The sequence below is a fragment of the Vibrio ouci genome, from assembly GCF_004551525.1.
Classification (GTDB): domain Bacteria; phylum Pseudomonadota; class Gammaproteobacteria; order Enterobacterales; family Vibrionaceae; genus Vibrio; species Vibrio ouci.
Genome location: NZ_SATR01000006.1, coordinates 138,183 through 156,129 on the forward strand (window position 1 = coordinate 138,183; position 17,947 = coordinate 156,129).

Genomic DNA, 17,947 nt, shown 5'->3' on the forward strand with positions numbered 1-17,947 from the left:
AGGGTTTTGTTTATACACTTAATTGTTGGGCAAAGCTTTACTCGTCATCCAAAGGGATCAACTTAGTATTGCCGCCATGTGCTTTTTCACGTTTACGCTGAACCATAGCGTAGAAACCTGGGATTAAGAACGTACCCGCAAGCAGCACACATAGAAGTCCGCCAATTAGGGAGATACCTAAAGAGTTCTGGCTTACATGGCCCGCACCTGAAGCGAAGATCAGAGGGAAAATACCCAAGATAAACGACCAAGACGTCATGTTCACCGCTCTAAATCGCAGCTTACCGCCTTCTACCGCCGCCTTATCAATCGGTACATCTTTCTCTTCACGCTCTACTTTGGCGAATTCGACAATCAAAATTGCGTTCTTCGCCGCGAGCGCTATAAGCAGTACTAAACCTATCTGCGCATACAAGTTCAGTGGTGTCCCAGTTAAGTTCAGAGTTAGGAAAGAACCCAAGGTCGCGATTGGTACAACCAATATGATTGCTAGCGGTATCGTCCAGCTCTCATATTGAGCAACCATAAACAAGTAGATAAAGATCAACGCAAGTGCAAAAGCAAAGATGGCTTGGTTACCCGCTAGGACCTCTTGGTAAGCCATACCTGTCCACTCGTATTGATACCCTTGTGGCAGTATCTCTGCTGCGACGCGCTCCATCGCGGCAATCGCATCACCACTCGAGTAGCCCGGCGCTGGCTGACCTTGGATAATGGCGCTGCGGTACATGTTGTATCGCCAAGCCACATCAGGTTCAAAGATTTGCTCGTAGCTAACCAAGGTGCTGAGAGGAATCATCTCACCGCTTGATGAACGTACATGGAAACGCTCTAGGTCTTCCATACCTTTACGGTGTTCCCCATCCGCTTGCATGGTCACTCGGAAGTTCTTACCAAACATGGTGAAGTCGTTCACATAGAGCGAACCTAAGTTACCCTGTAGCGTTTGGAACACACTTGATAGTGGAATGCCGAGTTGCTGCGCTTTCTCACGGTCGATATCAACATAGTAGTGCGGCACGTTGGCGCGGAACGTACTGAAGGTGAAGCCAATTTCAGGTTGCTTGTTCGCCTCCTCAATCATCTGGCCCATCACCATCGCCAGATCGGTTCTGCTTCTACCTAGCGTATCTTCTAATACAAACTCAAAACCTGACGCAGCGCCCATTCCAGGAACCGCTGGTGGCCCCATAGCAAATACAATGGCCTGAGGCAGCTGCATTGCCGCACGTGCGTTAATACGCTGTGCAATGGCGTTAGCTGAATGGTAGCCATCGAAGCTATTTCTTGTATCCCAGTCATGTAGCTTGATAAATAGTGACGCACCATTCGATGCTGCAGCACCGGTCATAAATGCATAACCGTTAGCAACAGTAATACCATCAACACCCGGCTCTTGCTCAACCATATCGATAAGCTGTTCAGTCACATCTTCAGTACGCGATAGCGACGCTGCATCTGGCAACTGAACGTTAACTAATAAGATGCCTTTATCTTCTTGAGGTACAAACGCCGTTGACGTGGTCTTGGCGAAGAAGGTAACCGCGCCAACCGCAACAACAAAGAACGTCACCAGAAGCAATGCTTTCTTAACCAAGAAGCCCGCTATTTGGCCATAACGTACTGTGATGCGCTCTAAGCCTGAATTAAATGCAGTAAACCAGCGGGATGTATTGCCACCGCCCTGCTTCAACACCAACGAACACAATGCTGGTGACAGTGTCAGAGCGTTAATAGAAGAGATAACAACTGAAATACAGATCGTCAGCGCGAACTGACGGTACATGATCCCCGTAATGCCTGGAAGCATCGCTACTGGTAAGAATACCGCCAATAACACCAAGGTTGAGGTGACAATTGGGCCAGTTACCTCTTTCATCGCGATTAAGGTAGCTTTACGCGGTGACAACGAAGGATCTTTCGCCATTGTCGTATCGACGTTTTCGATAACTAGAATCGCATCATCAACCACGATACCAATCGCGAGAATCAAACCAAACAAGGTAACCGTATTGATCGTGAAACCTGTCGTCTGCATGATCGCAAACGTACCAATTAAAGAAACCGGAATCGCAACCACTGGGATAAGTGTTGCGCGTGCACTACCTAAGAACAGGTAAGTCACAGCAATAACCAGTAGAATCGCTTCCACCAGCGTTTTTACTACCCCTTTAATCGACTCCGCAACAAACACTGTCGTATCGTAACTGGTCTCGTATGCCATCCCCTCTGGGAAGTTCACACTTAAGTTATCAAGCAGATCCATTACCGCTTTACCACTTTCAAGCGCGTTAGCATCAGATTGAAGAGACAAAGCAACGATTGATGCATCTTGGCCGCGGAATTTACCGCTACCGTCGTAGAACTTCTTACCTAGCTCAACGCGTGCAACGTCTTTTAGGTAAACTGAAGAACCATCAGGATTAGCGCGTAGTACCACGTTCTCGAACTCATCAACACTTTCCAGTCGACCTTTAGTCACTAGGTTAAATTGCACTTCTTGAGCTTCGCTGTATGGTGCAGCACCGACACGACCCGCAGCAACCTGCACGTTTTGCTCCGCTAATGCGCCATATACATCACTCGTGGTTAGCTTTAAATTCGCCATCTTTTCAGGATCGAGCCAAACACGCATTGCGTATTCACCGCCACCAATAACGCTAACTTCACTAATACCCTTAACACGAGCCAATTGGTCTTTCACGTTGAGGTTGATGTAGTTGATCAAGAATTGATCGTCATACTTGCCATCTGGTGAGTAGAAGTTAAGTACCATCAGCAAGTCTGGTGAACGCTTTTTAACGGTTACGCCAACCATGCGCACTTCTTGAGGCAGTTTAGACTCAATTTGAGAGACACGGTTTTGTACGTTCACCTGCGCCATGTCAGGGTCAGTACCCACGTCAAACGTTACGTTCAGGTTATATGAGCCGTCATTAGCACTTTTCGAAGACATATAGATCATGTTTTCGACGCCATTGACGGACGTTTCTATTGGGTCTGCTATCGCCTGCTCGACGACTTCAGCACTTGCGCCTGTATAATACGCAGTCACGCTCACCGATGGAGGGCTGATTTTCGGATATTCTGCTACAGGTAAGATCGCTAATGAGATCGCACCCGCCAGCGTCAATATGATTGAGATGACCAGCGCAAACTTAGGGCGCTGGATAAAGAAACGACTTAACATTTACACCTCTCTATTCAGCCGACTGCGGCTGTTCAAAACGAACTGGAACACCATTACGGATACGTTGTAATCCTTGTGTAATGACTTGCTCGTCCGCATTGATACCACTTCTGACAATGACTCCTTTCTCCAATTGTCTTCCAAGCTCAACGTTTCTTCGTTCCGCAACGTTGCCTTCTGCTACGACCATGACAAAATTACCTTCGAGGTCGGTTTGTACAGCGCGGCGTGGAATGATGATGACATCCATAGGTTGTTTTTCGCGTAGTTCGATACGAATGTGCTGACCAGGTAGTAAACGATAGTCAGGATTATCGACAATCGCGCGCATTGCCAATGTACCGGTATTGAGGTCGATTCGATTGCCTAAGAAGTCTAACTTGCCTAAATGCTCAAACGGCTGGCCATTTTCCAATACCACTTGCACTTCTACAGCATCTGCCGAACCTTCCCCTTTTACTTTATCCATACCTAGCTCTAAACGCTCACGTTCACTGATGCTAAAGCTGGTGTGGACAGGATCTAAGCTCACTAGTGTTGTCAGAATACCTGATTGAGGTGAAACTAAATCACCGGTACTTACCTTGCTTTGTGCAATGCGGCCCGCAAATGGCGCTTTAATTTGGGTATAGGAGAGATTGACCTCTGCAAGGTGAGTCTGAGCCTTTCCAGCTTCAACTTGTGCCTGTGCACCTAGTAAAGCTGCGTTGAGGTTATCGAATTCTGATTGAGAAATACTGCCCTTTGGCAAAAGGTTTTTGCCACGTTCGAAATCAAGTTCCGCTTTCTTTAACGTCGCTCTTGCTTGAGCTAAAGTAGCTTTCGCACTTGCAAGTTGCGCTTCAAATGACGAGGGTTCGATTGAATAGAGTAATTGACCCTTTTCGACCATCTCACCTTCCTCAAAATGTCTCGCTTTAAGATAGCCAGTCACTTGAGCAGTAATATTGGTGTCTTCAACAGCTTCTACACGTCCAATGTACGACTTGCTCTGCTGATGAGGGGTAAATTGAGCTTGCTCGGCTACAACGAGCTGAGCCGGTAGTTGTTTCTGTCCTTGAGTATTGTCGCCGCATCCTACGAGAAAAAGAGCACTACTTAGTGCTGTGAAGAGTAACGTTTTTTTCATTGAATAGACCGTTAGATAAATAAAAAATGGGATTATCTAAAGCTACCTAACGGTCTACAAATTAATGTCCGAGAATTATCAGGACGGTTGGCTTAAGTGTATCAAGCTGTTACAGATTCAGACTTTATGTTACCAGCCACACTATCTAGCAGTTCTTGCCCGGAACTCCACGTATAGACAAGCTCTGGCACTTGGTTACCACAAGGTGCGTTCCATAACCTTTCTAGGTCACATTTTCCGCCTAGATGGTCGTAAAATTCTACCGCTTGTTTATTGTCCTTCATGACTTCTAAGTAGACACCTTTATCAGGGAAATACTGAGCGATCCACTTTGCCATTTCCGATAATAGTTGCACACCTAAACCACGCCCTCGATAAGCAGGATCGATATGCAGGGCATCAATAATGGTTCCCTTTTCAAAGTCATGATTACCAAATGCGCAAATAAAGCCACAAAGCAGCCCACCCTCTTCGAGGATCACGACATGTTGGTTAAAAGGAGGATTAATCAGGCGAGTTTGCCAAATTGCGGATCGTTCTTCTTGAACGTCATTTTCGAGGAAGTCTTTACCTAGTATTCCGTAGTAAAACTTCTTCCAGCTCTCTGCATGCAGTGTAGCAATGCGTTCGTAGTCGCTATATTCAGCTACTTTCAGTTCCATTTGTAGTACCTTATTACTTCCTGTAAGGATTGTTTACCCCTTCATACTATAAAACATTTAACTAAAAGCCAAACATTCTGAAACATTACCCATTGGTAATGCATAGTCACTCTTATAAAAGCTACAAATCGTTACCAAATATCCCCGTTTACTCCTCATAAATTTGAACCATGCCGTTTGACTTACACGTGTACGCTGATATTCTAGCGCACAACTGTTAGCTGAAAGGAAATTCACCATGTCTGGCTCTAGTAAACCACCGCTGATTTGGTTAAACATCTTTATCTTTTTATCGTCATTTATCGTCGCCGCTGTGATTGTACCTTGGTATGGAATCACATTAGGCTACGGCGCTGAGCACCTTATTTGGTTTATCGTCGCGTTTTCATTTTGTAACCTATCAATTACTGCTGGTTACCATAGACTATGGTCACACAAAACATTTGAGGCGCATTGGTCATTGCGTTTCCTTTTTGCCATTGGTGGTGCCTTCGCCCTACAAAATAGCGCGTTGCATTGGAGTTCAGATCACCGCATCCACCATAAGCATGTCGATAACAACGACAAAGATCCTTATTCAGCAAAACGTGGCTTTTGGTTCTCTCATATTGGTTGGATGCTGCGTGAGTACAATGCTAATACCTATACCGACTACTCAAACTGCCGAGATTTACAGAAAGACAAAATAGTAATGTGGCAACACAAATACTATGTACCATTGGCACTTGCGACCAACTTTGGTTTCCCAATTCTTCTCGGCGCAATCTACGGTGATATGATCGGCATGCTACTCGTGGTCGGAGTACTGCGCTTAGTACTTAGCCATCACTCGACATTCTTTATCAATTCACTTGCGCACATCTGGGGCTCACAGCCATACACGAAAAAGAACACAGCGCGTGACAATGCAGTACTGGCCGTATTCACCTTTGGTGAGGGTTACCACAATTACCACCACATCTTTGAAAATGATTACCGTAACGGTATTTACTGGTGGCAATACGACCCGACTAAGTGGTTAATCAAGTCGTGCTCTTGGTTAGGCTTAACCACAAAACTTCGTGTGACGCCTAAGCTAAAGATTGAGAAAGCTCGCGCTAAACAATCGCTATCCGAAGCGACTCAGAAGGTTAGTAAGCTACCCAATGCTCAACAGCTTAATGAAGCGTTAAACAAAGAATTTGATGCGCTCGTTGCAAAAATGTCCGATTACTACGACATAAGAAAGCAAATTCTTGAGGCCAAAAAGGCTAACTTAGCAGAGAAGTATGAACGCTCGATTCTTAAGGTACGTTACCAACAGATGAAGCAAGATCTTGCTGCTCAACGTAAGAGCTGGAATGCGATGGTTGCGCAGTACGCTTAAACCAAACTAAAGAATAACGAAAGGCCCTCATTGCGAGGGCCTTTTCTGTTTGAATTAGAGAAATAGACGGTTAGCGTTTTTCAACACACAAGTATATTCAATGCAATCAATACTCTGTCCATGCAATTTCCCGTAATCTTCTACTACGCGAACTTTCGTGAAACCGTTTGATGTTAAGACTTTCTGTGACGCCATATTGTTCACTTCGGCATAAGCAAATATTCGTTTAATACCGCGTTCTTTAAGTACGAACATTCCCCTAGCCAGTGCCCTTTTTGCGATCCCTTTACGCGTAAATGCTTTGCCCACTCGATAACCGACATGTGCAGTGCCTTTTCTAAGATCAACATTGGTGAAGTTAAGCCTACCTGCGATAGTTCCAATCGATGTTTTAATGATGAGTGGTAGCAACTGGTGACATTTGTATTCAAGCAAGAAATGCTCAATATGAGTTTGAACACCTTCGTTAGAATAGAACTCCTGATCCCTTGGCGGAATATAGGTCTCAAACCAGCCTTTATTCTCTAGCTCAAACGTTAATAGCTGCTCGGCATCATCAAGGCTGAGCAGCTCTAGTTTAATATCAGCAAAATCCTTTTGCTCAGCCATTGTTAATCCTTAACGGTTAGCGCTTTTTACCACGGTTGGCATGAATCTTAAGTTTAGCCTTCATTTTGCGCTTGTCAGAGTTTCGGCCTCTGCGTTTTGGTGAGCGATCCGTTTCAACTTCTTCAATCAAGCTTGGTTCAAACCCTTCAAGCCATTCTTGAGGTAACTTGCTGTCTAACAGGCGTTCAATCGCCTCTAGCAAATACTCTTCATCACGGCTCATCAGAGATACCGCGAAGCCTTCTTTACCCGCTCGGCCAGTACGACCAATGCGGTGGACATAATCTTCAGCCTTATACGGCATATCGAAGTTAACAACCTGTTCGAGTTGCTGAATGTCTAAACCACGCGCTGCAACATCCGTTGCGATAAGTGCACGCACCTGACCCGATTTAAAGTCGTCTAATGCTTTTTGGCGCGCGCCTTGGCTTTTATCACCATTGATTGATGCCGCTTTAATACCATCAAGTTTTAGCTCTTTCGCCAGTGCGTCGCTGCCCTGCTTAGTTTTGGTAAAAACGAGTACTTGTTGCCAGTTACGAGAACCAATTAGATAGGCTAGCAGCTCTGCTTTGCGCTTTTTGTCGACTGGGTAGACCATCTGTTTGACGGTTTCAGCGGTACTGTTAGATGGCGTTACTTGCACTTCAACTGGCTCACTAAGCATCTTGTAGGCGATAGTCTTAATGCGCTTATCAAACGTTGCAGAGAAGAACATCGTTTGACGCTCTTCATTACATCGTTTAAGGATACGTTTGATGTCTGGCATAAAGCCCATATCAAGCATGCGATCAGCTTCGTCCAAGACTAGGTATTGTGTCTTAGTCAGGTTGATGTTTTTGCAAAACAGATGATCAAGTAATCGGCCAGGCGTGGCAATGAGGATATCGCAGCCCTGATCTAGGTTGCGCGTTTGCACGTTCATGCTCGTGCCACCATAAGCGGTAACCACTTTTATGCTCGTATCCTGAGCATACAAAGTAATGTTGTCGAAGACTTGCTGGGCAAGTTCACGTGTCGGAACAAGTACAAGTGCCAGTACATCATTACTTTGAATGTCGCGAGTCGTCTCTGACTCTAATAAACGCTGAATAATAGGTAATCCGAACGCTGCCGTTTTTCCAGTTCCGGTTTGAGCGCCAGCAAGAACATCTTGGCCTTCTAACACATGTGGAATGGCGTGCTTTTGAACTTCAGTCGGCTGTTTAAAGTTAAGCTTTTCAAGCGTAGTTAAAAGCGTTGAGCACAGCCCAAGAGATTGGAAATCGGTCGACATGTAAATTACCTATAATTGCAAGGTCGACGATTCTATCAGAATCTTTTGCTAGCGGTTAGTATCTCTGGGTAGAAGGCGCTAAATACTTCATCAAGCTGATGATAGTTTGACTCAATGTAAGGGAAGCACTCTGCTAGTACCTTCATGGTTGGTCTTCGGCTAGACATGCGGCGCAGCGCAAACTCGATATTTTCAACATGTTGATAAGACTCTAACCAACGCCCTTCCCACATGGCCGTAGACGTACGAACAAAGGATTCAGGCAAAGTCGTAAACGCATCCGATTCAACATTCTGCTGTGCAAACTGACAAAAACCATCCAGCTTCATAGAGTGGAATTCCGACCAACGCTTAGCTAGACAGTGGTCCCAGAACATATCTAAAGCAATGCCTGAAAAGCGTCTTACTCCTTGAGGAAAGTGTCCCTTAGACTCAATCACCAACGGATGGCTATCTGTAAATGAATCGACAAAACGGTGCAGTCGTACCCCTTTTGATATTTGCGGTGAGAACTGGCTTTCAGGATTACCTCTGACAAAATCACCTAACAAGTTACCGAGCAAACTAGACTGGCAATGATCAGCAATATGAAGGTGGGCAAGATAATTCAAGGTTATTCCTAGTCGGTGTTTATTGAGAACTACCTAGTAGTATAAAGCACAAAGCCAGCGCATCTGCACTGGCTCTTTCTGTTAACCACCAAAATGGTAGCTTCTATTTCCGAAGAATTTTATTTAAAGATCTCTTCTGCGAGTTCTTCAATTGACTGCTCATAGTCTGAGAGCTCAAAGCCAATTTCCATCGCATCAAGTAGCTCAAGGCATTCTTCGTTAATTGTTTGGTCACTCATTCTGACCTCCTTTTAAAACATTATTTCAAGACCGGCGAAGGCCTTAGTACCAATATGCGGTACTTGTGTTCCTTTTTAAACCACTTATATGACAGTTTTTTGAAAGGAGAAAGTAAAAACTGGCTATGGTTTGAATCATATCTCAAGTAAACGTTTACGTAATAACAAAAACAAACAATGTACAAATTAATTTACATCACTGGTAAATAATCCGTACATTTAGCTTGAAATCATCCAGTTCATCTTGAATAATGCCCCTATTGATAGTTATTTAGTTCGCTAATGTAGCCGCATACGGGCTAAATGACTAAAACTCAACCACAATAACGTAAAGAAAAATATACAATGGATAAATCAAAGGTATTGGGTAGTACTTTGATCATCGCTGGTACTACAATTGGTGCTGGCATGTTAGCGCTACCACTCGCTTCAGCCGGAATTGGGTTCACAACATCACTAATCATTATGGTCGCACTTTGGTCGCTAATGGCTTATACCGCACTACTAATGATTGAAATACACCAACATGCCGAACAAGAAGCCACCCTGCACACCTTAGCAAACAAATTTTTGGGTAAAAAAGGCAAATGGGTAGCAAGCTTCGCGATGATGTTCTTGTTCTACGCATTATGTGCTGCATACATTGCTGGTGGTGGTTCGCAGTTCGCTGATCGCATTTCGGGCTTTACTGGAATCGAGGTTTCAAACACCACCTCAACCCTACTGTTTACATTTATCGTTGCCGCTGTCGTAACGATTGGCACATCTACAGTAGATAAAGTAAACCGCGTGCTTTTCTTAGTTAAGATTGTCGCGATGGCTATGGTTCTGACCTTCTTGGCGCCTAATGTCACCGAATCATACTTACTTAGTATGCCTGTTGAGCAAGGTCTGGTGATTGCTGCTATCCCGGTAATTTTCACGTCATTTGGCTTTCACGGCAGTATCCCAGCGATTGTTAACTACCTAGATGGACACACGCCGTCGCTACGTAAAGCCATCCTTATTGGTTCAGCAATTCCGTTAATCATCTACGTATTTTGGCAGTTGGTGACTTTGGGCGTTGTTAATCAATCTACCCTGCTTGATAACCAAGGTTTAAGTGCGCTTATTTCAACTCTTGCAACAACAGTTCATAAATCGAACCTTGGCCAAACCATCGGTGTATTCGCTGACCTTGCGCTACTTACCTCTTTCTTAGGCGTGAGTTTAGGTCTGTTTGAATTCTTAGGTGACAGCCTTAAAAAACAAGGGAAAGGCAACTCACGAGTACTTGTTGGTGCTGTTACCTTCTTACCGCCAATGGGTTTCGCTTTGTTCTACCCACAAGGCTTTATCATGGCGTTAGGTTATGCGGCTATTGCTCTGGTTGTATTAGCTATCTTCCTGCCAATCCTGATGGTTAAGAAAGCTCGCGCTCAATCTGAACAAGACCATTACCAAGTTATTGGCGGCAATCTTGGCCTCGCCGTGACGAGCACTGTTGGTGTGTGTATTGCTGGCGCGCAGCTACTTATCACTATGGGTGTGTTACCTGCTCTAGGTTGATAACCTTCCCTACATAAATAATCAAGAAAAACGGCGTCTTTAAGGCGCCGTTTTTGATCGTTTTGAAATTTAATCGACTAAAACTTCACATAAGGTGCAATTTTTCTTTTTGTTGCCCGTTCTTATTACTCAATACCGATACATAATCGATGAGGTTGATATGAAAACGAAGTTTAAGTTTGCCTTCTCTGCTATTGCTGCCATCGCGATCCTTGCCTCTTTTGTAGGCAACGCGGACAGTGATATGCCTAAAACAAAAACTTCAAAAGGATATGAAGTTGCAACACTTGCGGGTGGTTGCTTTTGGTGCACGGAATCGGACCTTGAAAAACTTCCTGGCGTCTTGGACGTCGTGTCAGGCTACGCTGGCGGAAATGTTGATAACCCAACCTATAAGCAGGTGTCATCGGGTAAAACCGGGCACATCGAAGTGATTGAAGTAAAGTATGACCCTAAAGCGGTCAACTATGAACAAGTACTCGATCAGTTTTTCCGTCACATTGACCCGACGGACGATCAAGGTTCATTCGTTGATAGAGGTCGCCACTACCGCCCTGCTATCTTCTACCATACTGATCAACAAAAGCAGATTGCTGAAAGCTTCGTGGCTGAAATCGATGCACTCGGTATCTTTAAGAAGCCGCTTAAAACTGAGCTGATTAAATTCACCAAGTTTTGGCCTGCCGAAGACTACCACCAGGACTATTACAAGCGAAATAAAGTTCGCTACAACTACTACCGTTATGCGTCTGGCCGTGACCAATATTTAGATGACATATTCGGTGATGAGCGTGAAGACAATCCTGTCACTTTGCGCCAATTGATTGATGAGAAAAACGCCGTTGCAAACATTAAGGCTTACAGCAAACCGTCTGACAGAGAGATCAAAGCAAAACTTACAGACCTTCAATACTACGTGACGCAAGAAGAAGGCACTGAACGCGCATTCAATAACGAATATTGGGACAACAAAGAGCACGGTATTTACGTTGATATCGTAACTGGTGAACCTTTGTTTTCCTCAACAGACAAGTATAAGTCTGGTACAGGTTGGCCAAGCTTTACCAAACCAATCAATGAAGGTTACATTGTCACGAAAACCGATTACCACCTACTTTACCCACGTACCGAAGTAAGAAGTCGATTTGCTGACTCTCACCTTGGGCACGTATTTAAAGATGGTCCAGCACCAACGGGCCTGCGCTACTGTATGAACTCAGCCGCCATGCGATTCATCCCTGTTGATGAGTTAGAAAAACAAGGCTACGGCGAGTATTTGTACCTATTCGACAGTTAATCCATCCAAAACGTCGATAAAAAGGGCTACCTCAACATGAGTGGCCCTTTTAATTTATTCAGTTCACAACATAAATAATAATAATTTACTCTTACCAGACGAATTTTATCAGTAATTTCGTATTGAATTTCACTCAAACGTTGCGCCAGAAAGCGGCAACTTGAGTGCACAACAATAGAATGGAATTTATGATGGGAAAAACTTGGGTTATCTCCGCTGCTTGCGCCTTGCTAATCGTTGGTGGTTCTTACTTCTATCTGGAATCTGCGCCTAAGCCAAAAGGTTTTCCCACTATCAAAGTACAAAAAGGAACCATCGAAAAACAAGCTGTGGCGGTCGGTAATATCGTACCTTCGCACTCCATCTCTATTAAGTCTCAGTTCAACGGAATCGTTGGCAAAATTTACGTCAAGGTTGGTCAAAGCATCAAACAAGGCGAGCCATTAATTGAGGTTCGCCCAAACCCAACACCACAAAATCTCACTGACGCTTTAACAGATTTAATGAGGAGCGAAGCAGATCTTGAAGCTGCGATAAAGACGCTTTCAAATCTTGAAATCTTGGTGAATAAAGACATCATTCCCAAGAACTATAACGATTACATTAGTGCTCGTTCTAAGTTGAAATCAACACAAGCAGACGTGTTGCAAAAGCGTCAAAAGCTAGCGCTGATCCGTGGTGGTGAGGCCACTATCGGTAATGCAAGTTTTACCTCAACTATTTACGCCCCCATTGATGGCACGGTATTGAATCGTAAAGTGGAGATAGGTGAGCCAATAATCTCAACGGAATCAAGCCAGGCCGCTACAGAAGTTATGTCAGTCGCTGACATGAATAACTTCATCTTTAAAGGTAGTGTCAACGAACATGATGCCGCCTTGTTATCTCCAGGAATGTCTGCACGGCTAACCATTGCACCATATCCTGACGTGGAAATCTCAGGTACGTTAACTAAAGTCGCACTTCAGTCAGACAAACTGAACACCCAAAAAAACAATAAGTCTGCCCAAAAAAGCTTCGAGAATGGTTTCGGAATCGAAATCGGTGAACTAAAAGTTCCCAAGAATGTATCACTGCGTTCAGGGTTCTCCGCTACCGCGCGAATCACACTGAGCAAGTCAGAGAATACGCTCACACTACCAGAGCGCGCGCTTCAATTTGATGGAAATGCTCCATATGTATTGATCCCAAACAGCTCCGCTCAAGGCTTCCACAAACAGAAAATAATCCTTGGCCTGTCTGACGGCATTAATGTAGAAGTATTAGAGGGCGTGGCGCTGCACCAAGAAATCATCGATTACAGTATGTTTAATGGAGCCGCAGATGATTAAGCGTTATTTACCTCACATTGGCTGTGTAATATTAGTGACAACTTTCAGCTTACCGAATTATGCAATCTCGATCGAACAAGCATGGCAAGAAGCAAAAAAATACGATCCAAGTTACGAACAAGCTAAGATTGACGTTCAACTTGGTGAAGTGAATATAAATGCTAGCCGTAGTTCACTCTTACCCAATTTGGGTGCCTCAGCATCAGCAAGTTGGAGTGAAACCGGAGACAGCACGACTAGTTACGGAACATCGCTTTCTCAAACCATTTTTAACAGCAGCTTGTGGTCAGATTTGGATTTTGCCAATGCCAACTATATCACGGCTCAACTCAAATTAATTGAGTCACAGAATGCATTAGCAAACAAGTTATTGTCCGCTTATTTAAACGTTGCAAGCGCGCAAGGCGATTTACAACTTGCGCAATCCAAGTGGGATGAAGGCAACAAGCTGTTGAAGATCACCGAGACGCGTTTCAAAGCGGGTAAAATAAGATCCGTTGAAGTGGATCAGATCCACACAATGCAAGTGTCCGAGAAAGCCGCTATTCTGCGTGCTCAAGCTAAGTTGGAAGTAAAACGAACAGAGCTCGTGGCCTTAATTAATCTAGTTCCGCAAAGTGTTAACCAAGTTCGTACTGACTCGCTCGTTCAGCCACCAATGATCGTAAACTCAAAAAATCAATGGTTAAAGCTAGCAATGGACAGTAGTCCTGAGCTATTGGTTGCCATCCAGAACGTTAAAGCGACTGAGTTTGCTAAGGACTCAGCTAAAGGCGGTTACTACCCAACGCTCGAAGGTAAAGTTAACTACGGCGATGATAACGAATTTAACGCAAGTATCTCCCTAAATGTACCGATTGATTTGAATGGAGCGACACGTGCCAAAGTCGATAAAGCATCACTCAGTGTCCTCCGTGCAAAACATGACTTACGCAGGGTCAAAATTGAGGTTCAGAAACATGTCACCCAGAGGCTTACCGAGGTTCACTTCAATTGGAATCGAGTGTTAATAGAGAATGAACTCGTAACGTCTAGTGAAAAAGTGCTCCGCAGCCAAGAAAAGCTCTACGAAAGTGGATTAGTGGAGGTCTCGGAAGTCATCAAGGCGCACAACAAAGTGTTCTTAGCAAAATACAATCTGAAAAAAAGTTGGTATGACTATTGGCGTGAACGCATAGGCTTACTGAAAATCGCAGGTAAGTTGGATGACAGTAGCATAGCACTTATCTCCCAAGTTTTCGTCTCATGAACAGTATATTTCACCAAACATGGCAAACGCTGGTAGCGCACCGAACAAAAAACATGTTAGCGACCATCACTATTGCATGGGGCATTGTATCCGTATTGGTGCTGAGCGCGTTAGGTGAGGGTTTCTACATGCGCCAAACCCTAGAAATGTCATTTATGAACAACAATGTGCAAATCGCATACCCCTCAAGCACTAGTAAAGCTTGGCATGGCCTACCCTCTCGTCGCAAGATTCACGTCGAACAAGACCACGTTGAAATGATTAAGCAAGCTGATTTCATTGAAGATGCATCAAGCGTTTATATCAAACGCAAAGCAGATGTAACCATTAAAGGGCTTCATTTGACGGACACTGTATTTGGTACCGACTCTTCCTATTTTTCTTTGGCTCAACATAAGCTTGAGCTCGGATCTCGCAACTTTTCACCTAGTGATATTGCTAATCGCGCACGGGTTGTCGTATTAGGCAACAAGATAGCTAAATCCCGCAAAATCAACATCGGTCAAACAATTAGAATTCAAGGTATTCCGTTCGTGGTGATTGGCATTATTAGAGCTAAGTTCAATTCATTCGAATTTGGCGATGAGCGTAATGCCATCATACCTCTCACCACGTATCTTGATTTGTGGCAAGGAAAGCCAGACAAGTTGCTGTTTAAACCTATTCAAGGAATGAATAAAACTAGCTTGCGACGCACTCTTGTCCATTTCTACGCCAAGCAGTTCAAATTTGACCCAACAGACCACGTAGCCATCTATTTTCCGGACCACAGCAGTTTCGCACAGAGATATACTCAAATTTTCCGTGTTATTCACATCTTCCTTTTTGCGAGTGGAGCGATGACTTTGGCGATTGGTGTACTCGGGGTCGCGAACATTATGTTCCTCTCTGTATCGGAACGAACGCGTGAGATCGGTGTTAGATTAGCGATTGGCGCAACACCAAAATCGATACTTAATCTGTTTATTCTGGAAGGGTTGTGCTTAGTCACTTTCGGTACCGTACTCGGTCTGATGGTCACCTTAATGGTAGTTGAGTCACTAGGTTCTATTACCCTGCCTTCTTGGCTTGGGTATCCTGTCATTACGCCAGGCTCCATCTTTTGGTCATTGATACTAACGTTGATTCTCGCATTGTTGGCATCTTACTTCCCGGCGAAGCGAGCTTCGCGCCTGACTCCTGTCATTGCTTTAAGTTCTAGGACGTAATCATGTTGCTACCAATGGGCCAAATCTTTCAAGAAATGACGGCGGAAAAATTACGACTAAGCTTGGTAATTCTTTCTGTTGCATGGGCTACCGTTTGTATTTCGTCTATGCTGGCTATCGGTGAAGGGATACGCCAAGGAGTGATGAGAACCGCGAAAAGTGGTGCTGGAAATTTGATTTACGTAGCCGGGGGAATAGCAACCGTCGACTACGGCACGTTTTATCCAGGAAAATCGCTAACTTTGAAAGTCGAAGATATCAAAGTGATTAAAGCACTACCTGATGTTAAAAACGTTGCTCCAACTGCAACTTGGGAAGACCCAATTACCGCTAATGGCCGCGTTTATTGGTTAAGTGCATTAGCCATTTCAAATGACTTTGCTTCTATTGTGGACCTGCCCGAATTAGAAACTGGACGCTGGTTAAGCCGACTCGACCACGAAAAACAACGAAAAGTGGTCGTATTGGGTTACTCGGTAGCGTCATTTTTGTTCAACCCAGAAGACGATTTCAGTTGGTTTGAACCATTAACATTACAAGCTAATCCAATTGGTAAAACGATTAAGCTTGGCAGTGAAGAGTTCACCGTGATTGGAGTCTTTAAAAAAAGCTCAGCCTGGATCGAACGGGGTTATCAATCTATTGACGAGTCTAGCTTTGTGCCGCTAACAACATGGCAGCGCTTTCATGCCAACGGAGATATTAATGGCATTAACGTAGAGCCCCAAGTTAATACAGATCGAAAAAAACTCGCGAAAACTATTCGTCAAGTTATCACTCGCAAACATGGTGCTAGCGTCAGAGATAATGAGGTGATTCAAGTTAAGGACATGTACCTAGAGCAAAAAAGCATGCAGCAGTTCTTAATTGGTCTGCAAGGCTTTCTTGGCATCATTGGTTTTATTGCCCTTGCCGTTGCAGGAGTAGGTATTGCCAACGTGATGTATGGGACCGTTAAGCGTTCAACACGAGACATTGGCGTTCGCATGGCTGTCGGCGCAACCCCCACCGCCGTTCGCTTGCACTACCTCGTCCAATCTCTGATAACAATGATGTTAGGAGGTGTACTAGGTTTGGGAGCGACGTATGTACTTGTTTCATCAATCAGTACTATCGATTTAATTGGTATAGATATCTATGAGCAACTTGGTAAACCTGCGCCCGAGTTATCTTGGTTAGTCGTCACAATCGTTATTACTTGCTTGGTAGTAATTGGTGTGGCATCCGCTTGGCTACCAGCCAACTTCGCAGCAAAAGTGAGCCCCCAGGAGGCACTACTACGTGAGTATTAATAACAGTATCAGCGAACGTCGCTCCAACCTACCGCTTGTTGTGCTAAACAATGTTTGTAAATACTACTCAAATGGTGAGTCAGAGGTCCGTGCGTTGGATAATATCAACTTAACCATTCACCAAGGCGAGTTTCTATCTATTCTTGGGCCATCAGGGTCGGGAAAGTCAACCTTGATGAATGTGCTCGGTTGCCTAGATAAACCAAGTTCCGGCGAATACCACCTTGCCGGCCAAAATGTCGCTAGTTTACATACTGATCAGCTCGCAGATATTCGCAACCGAAATATAGGTTTTGTATTCCAGAGTTTTAACTTACTGGAATATGCGACTGCGTTGGATAATGTGACGCTACCTTTAGTCTATTCCGGAATTAGAGCCAATGAACGTCGTGAACGAGCAGCTAGATTACTGGAGCAAGTCGGGTTAGGAGATCGTTTTGACCACAAACCAAATCAACTCTCCGGCGGTCAAAAACAAAGGGTAGCGATTGCCAGAGCACTTGTTAACGCCCCTCAGTTCATCTTAGCTGACGAACCCACCGGCGCACTTGATTCAAAATCAGGGGCAGAAATAGAAGCTATTTTTAGCCAACTTCATGCCGAAGGCAGAACAATAATCATTGTGACCCACAATAAGGCCTTAGCAGCACTAACTAAACGCATCATCACGATTCATGATGGCCAAGTAACATCAGACAGATGTGCTTGATTAGGTTTCTCGCGCTAGCACTATTAGAGGCGCCCTCACTTAGAGTGTTGCCCTTATTTTATTTTCCAATGCCACATTCACTTCATCTGTAGTGGCATAGTTAATTTGGCCACCTGATTAGAGGTGTTAAGATGCACCTCATCTACATTAGGTGACACCATGACAAAACGTACAAGAAGAACCTTTAACCCTGAATTTAAACTCGAAGCAGCCCAACTTGTAGTTGAACAG

The 17,947-nt window shown here is 44.4% G+C and carries 14 protein-coding genes; 8 read left to right on the top strand and 6 right to left on the bottom strand.

Annotated elements, in window-relative coordinates; all coding sequences use genetic code 11:
- Window positions 1-37: 37 nt before the first annotated feature.
- The 3 genes from ELS82_RS06415 to ELS82_RS06425 all read right to left on the bottom strand — a co-directional run bounded on the left by ELS82_RS06415 (window position 38) and on the right by ELS82_RS06425 (window position 4,981).
- Window positions 38-3,190 (bottom strand): efflux RND transporter permease subunit, encoded by a 3,153-nt coding sequence (locus ELS82_RS06415; protein WP_134834740.1) that lies wholly within the window; start codon window positions 3,188-3,190, stop codon window positions 38-40.
- Between the two features lie 10 nt (window positions 3,191-3,200).
- Entirely contained in the window at window positions 3,201-4,319 is a 1,119-nt protein-coding gene (locus ELS82_RS06420) for an efflux RND transporter periplasmic adaptor subunit (RefSeq protein WP_134834741.1), read from the bottom strand.
- 101 nt (window positions 4,320-4,420) lie between these two features.
- Entirely contained in the window at window positions 4,421-4,981 is a 561-nt protein-coding gene (locus tag ELS82_RS06425; RefSeq protein ID WP_134834742.1) for a GNAT family N-acetyltransferase, read from the bottom strand.
- A gap of 238 nt (window positions 4,982-5,219) precedes the next feature.
- Here ELS82_RS06425 and ELS82_RS06430 point away from each other — a divergent pair, with 238 nt between their 5' ends.
- A complete protein-coding gene (locus ELS82_RS06430) occupies window positions 5,220-6,347 on the top strand; it encodes an acyl-CoA desaturase (RefSeq protein ID WP_134834743.1) in 1,128 nt (375 codons plus the stop codon).
- A 54-nt stretch (window positions 6,348-6,401) separates the two neighbouring features.
- On the opposite strand, the gene ELS82_RS06435 is transcribed toward ELS82_RS06430, so the two are convergent.
- The 3 genes from ELS82_RS06435 to ELS82_RS06445 are packed head-to-tail and all read right to left on the bottom strand — an operon-like array spanning window position 6,402 to window position 8,843.
- On the bottom strand, window positions 6,402-6,956 hold the full coding sequence (locus ELS82_RS06435) for a GNAT family N-acetyltransferase (protein WP_134834744.1): 555 nt from the start codon (window positions 6,954-6,956) through the stop codon (window positions 6,402-6,404).
- Window positions 6,957-6,972: 16 nt separating this feature from the next.
- Complete coding sequence (locus tag ELS82_RS06440) at window positions 6,973-8,232, bottom strand: DEAD/DEAH box helicase (RefSeq protein ID WP_134834745.1); 1,260 nt, start codon at window positions 8,230-8,232, stop codon at window positions 6,973-6,975.
- Between the two features lie 35 nt (window positions 8,233-8,267).
- Entirely contained in the window at window positions 8,268-8,843 is a 576-nt protein-coding gene (locus ELS82_RS06445) for an acyl carrier protein phosphodiesterase (protein WP_134834746.1), read from the bottom strand.
- Between the two features lie 584 nt (window positions 8,844-9,427).
- Here ELS82_RS06445 and ELS82_RS06450 point away from each other — a divergent pair.
- From ELS82_RS06450 to ELS82_RS06480, 7 genes are all read left to right on the top strand, one after another.
- A complete protein-coding gene (locus ELS82_RS06450) occupies window positions 9,428-10,630 on the top strand; it encodes an aromatic amino acid transport family protein (RefSeq protein WP_134834747.1) in 1,203 nt (400 codons plus the stop codon).
- A gap of 160 nt (window positions 10,631-10,790) precedes the next feature.
- On the top strand, window positions 10,791-11,927 hold the full coding sequence (gene msrB, locus ELS82_RS06455; protein ID WP_134834748.1) for a peptide-methionine (R)-S-oxide reductase MsrB: 1,137 nt from the start codon (window positions 10,791-10,793) through the stop codon (window positions 11,925-11,927).
- A gap of 191 nt (window positions 11,928-12,118) precedes the next feature.
- Window positions 12,119-13,258 (top strand): efflux RND transporter periplasmic adaptor subunit, encoded by a 1,140-nt coding sequence (locus ELS82_RS06460; RefSeq protein ID WP_134834757.1) that lies wholly within the window; start codon window positions 12,119-12,121, stop codon window positions 13,256-13,258.
- Window positions 13,251-14,507, top strand: a complete 1,257-nt coding sequence (locus tag ELS82_RS06465; protein WP_134834749.1) for a TolC family protein — start codon at window positions 13,251-13,253, stop codon at window positions 14,505-14,507. Before ELS82_RS06460 ends, ELS82_RS06465 begins: the two co-directional genes overlap by 8 nt.
- Entirely contained in the window at window positions 14,504-15,715 is a 1,212-nt protein-coding gene (locus ELS82_RS06470) for an ABC transporter permease (RefSeq protein WP_134834750.1), read from the top strand. Before ELS82_RS06465 ends, ELS82_RS06470 begins: the two co-directional genes overlap by 4 nt.
- Before the next feature lie 2 nt (window positions 15,716-15,717).
- Complete coding sequence (locus ELS82_RS06475; RefSeq protein WP_134834751.1) at window positions 15,718-17,007, top strand: ABC transporter permease; 1,290 nt, start codon at window positions 15,718-15,720, stop codon at window positions 17,005-17,007.
- Window positions 17,003-17,716, top strand: a complete 714-nt coding sequence (locus ELS82_RS06480) for an ABC transporter ATP-binding protein (protein WP_370447454.1) — start codon at window positions 17,003-17,005, stop codon at window positions 17,714-17,716. The genes ELS82_RS06475 and ELS82_RS06480 overlap by 5 nt, the downstream gene beginning before the upstream one ends.
- Window positions 17,717-17,947 lie beyond the last annotated feature (231 nt).

Excerpts from the sequence above, each read along its gene's own strand:
- ELS82_RS06415 (WP_134834740.1), bottom strand. The coding sequence starts at position 3,190 with ATGTTAAGTCGTTTCTTTATCCAGCGCCCTAAGTTTGCGCTGGTCATC.
- ELS82_RS06420 (WP_134834741.1), bottom strand. The coding sequence starts at position 4,319 with ATGAAAAAAACGTTACTCTTCACAGCACTAAGTAGTGCTCTTTTTCTC.
- ELS82_RS06425 (WP_134834742.1), bottom strand. The coding sequence starts at position 4,981 with ATGGAACTGAAAGTAGCTGAATATAGCGACTACGAACGCATTGCTACA.
- ELS82_RS06430 (WP_134834743.1), top strand. The coding sequence starts at position 5,220 with ATGTCTGGCTCTAGTAAACCACCGCTGATTTGGTTAAACATCTTTATC.
- ELS82_RS06435 (WP_134834744.1), bottom strand. The coding sequence starts at position 6,956 with ATGGCTGAGCAAAAGGATTTTGCTGATATTAAACTAGAGCTGCTCAGC.
- ELS82_RS06440 (WP_134834745.1), bottom strand. The coding sequence starts at position 8,232 with ATGTCGACCGATTTCCAATCTCTTGGGCTGTGCTCAACGCTTTTAACT.
- ELS82_RS06450 (WP_134834747.1), top strand. The coding sequence starts at position 9,428 with ATGGATAAATCAAAGGTATTGGGTAGTACTTTGATCATCGCTGGTACT.
- msrB (WP_134834748.1), top strand. The coding sequence starts at position 10,791 with ATGAAAACGAAGTTTAAGTTTGCCTTCTCTGCTATTGCTGCCATCGCG.
- ELS82_RS06460 (WP_134834757.1), top strand. The coding sequence starts at position 12,119 with ATGGGAAAAACTTGGGTTATCTCCGCTGCTTGCGCCTTGCTAATCGTT.
- ELS82_RS06465 (WP_134834749.1), top strand. The coding sequence starts at position 13,251 with ATGATTAAGCGTTATTTACCTCACATTGGCTGTGTAATATTAGTGACA.
- ELS82_RS06470 (WP_134834750.1), top strand. The coding sequence starts at position 14,504 with ATGAACAGTATATTTCACCAAACATGGCAAACGCTGGTAGCGCACCGA.
- ELS82_RS06475 (WP_134834751.1), top strand. The coding sequence starts at position 15,718 with ATGTTGCTACCAATGGGCCAAATCTTTCAAGAAATGACGGCGGAAAAA.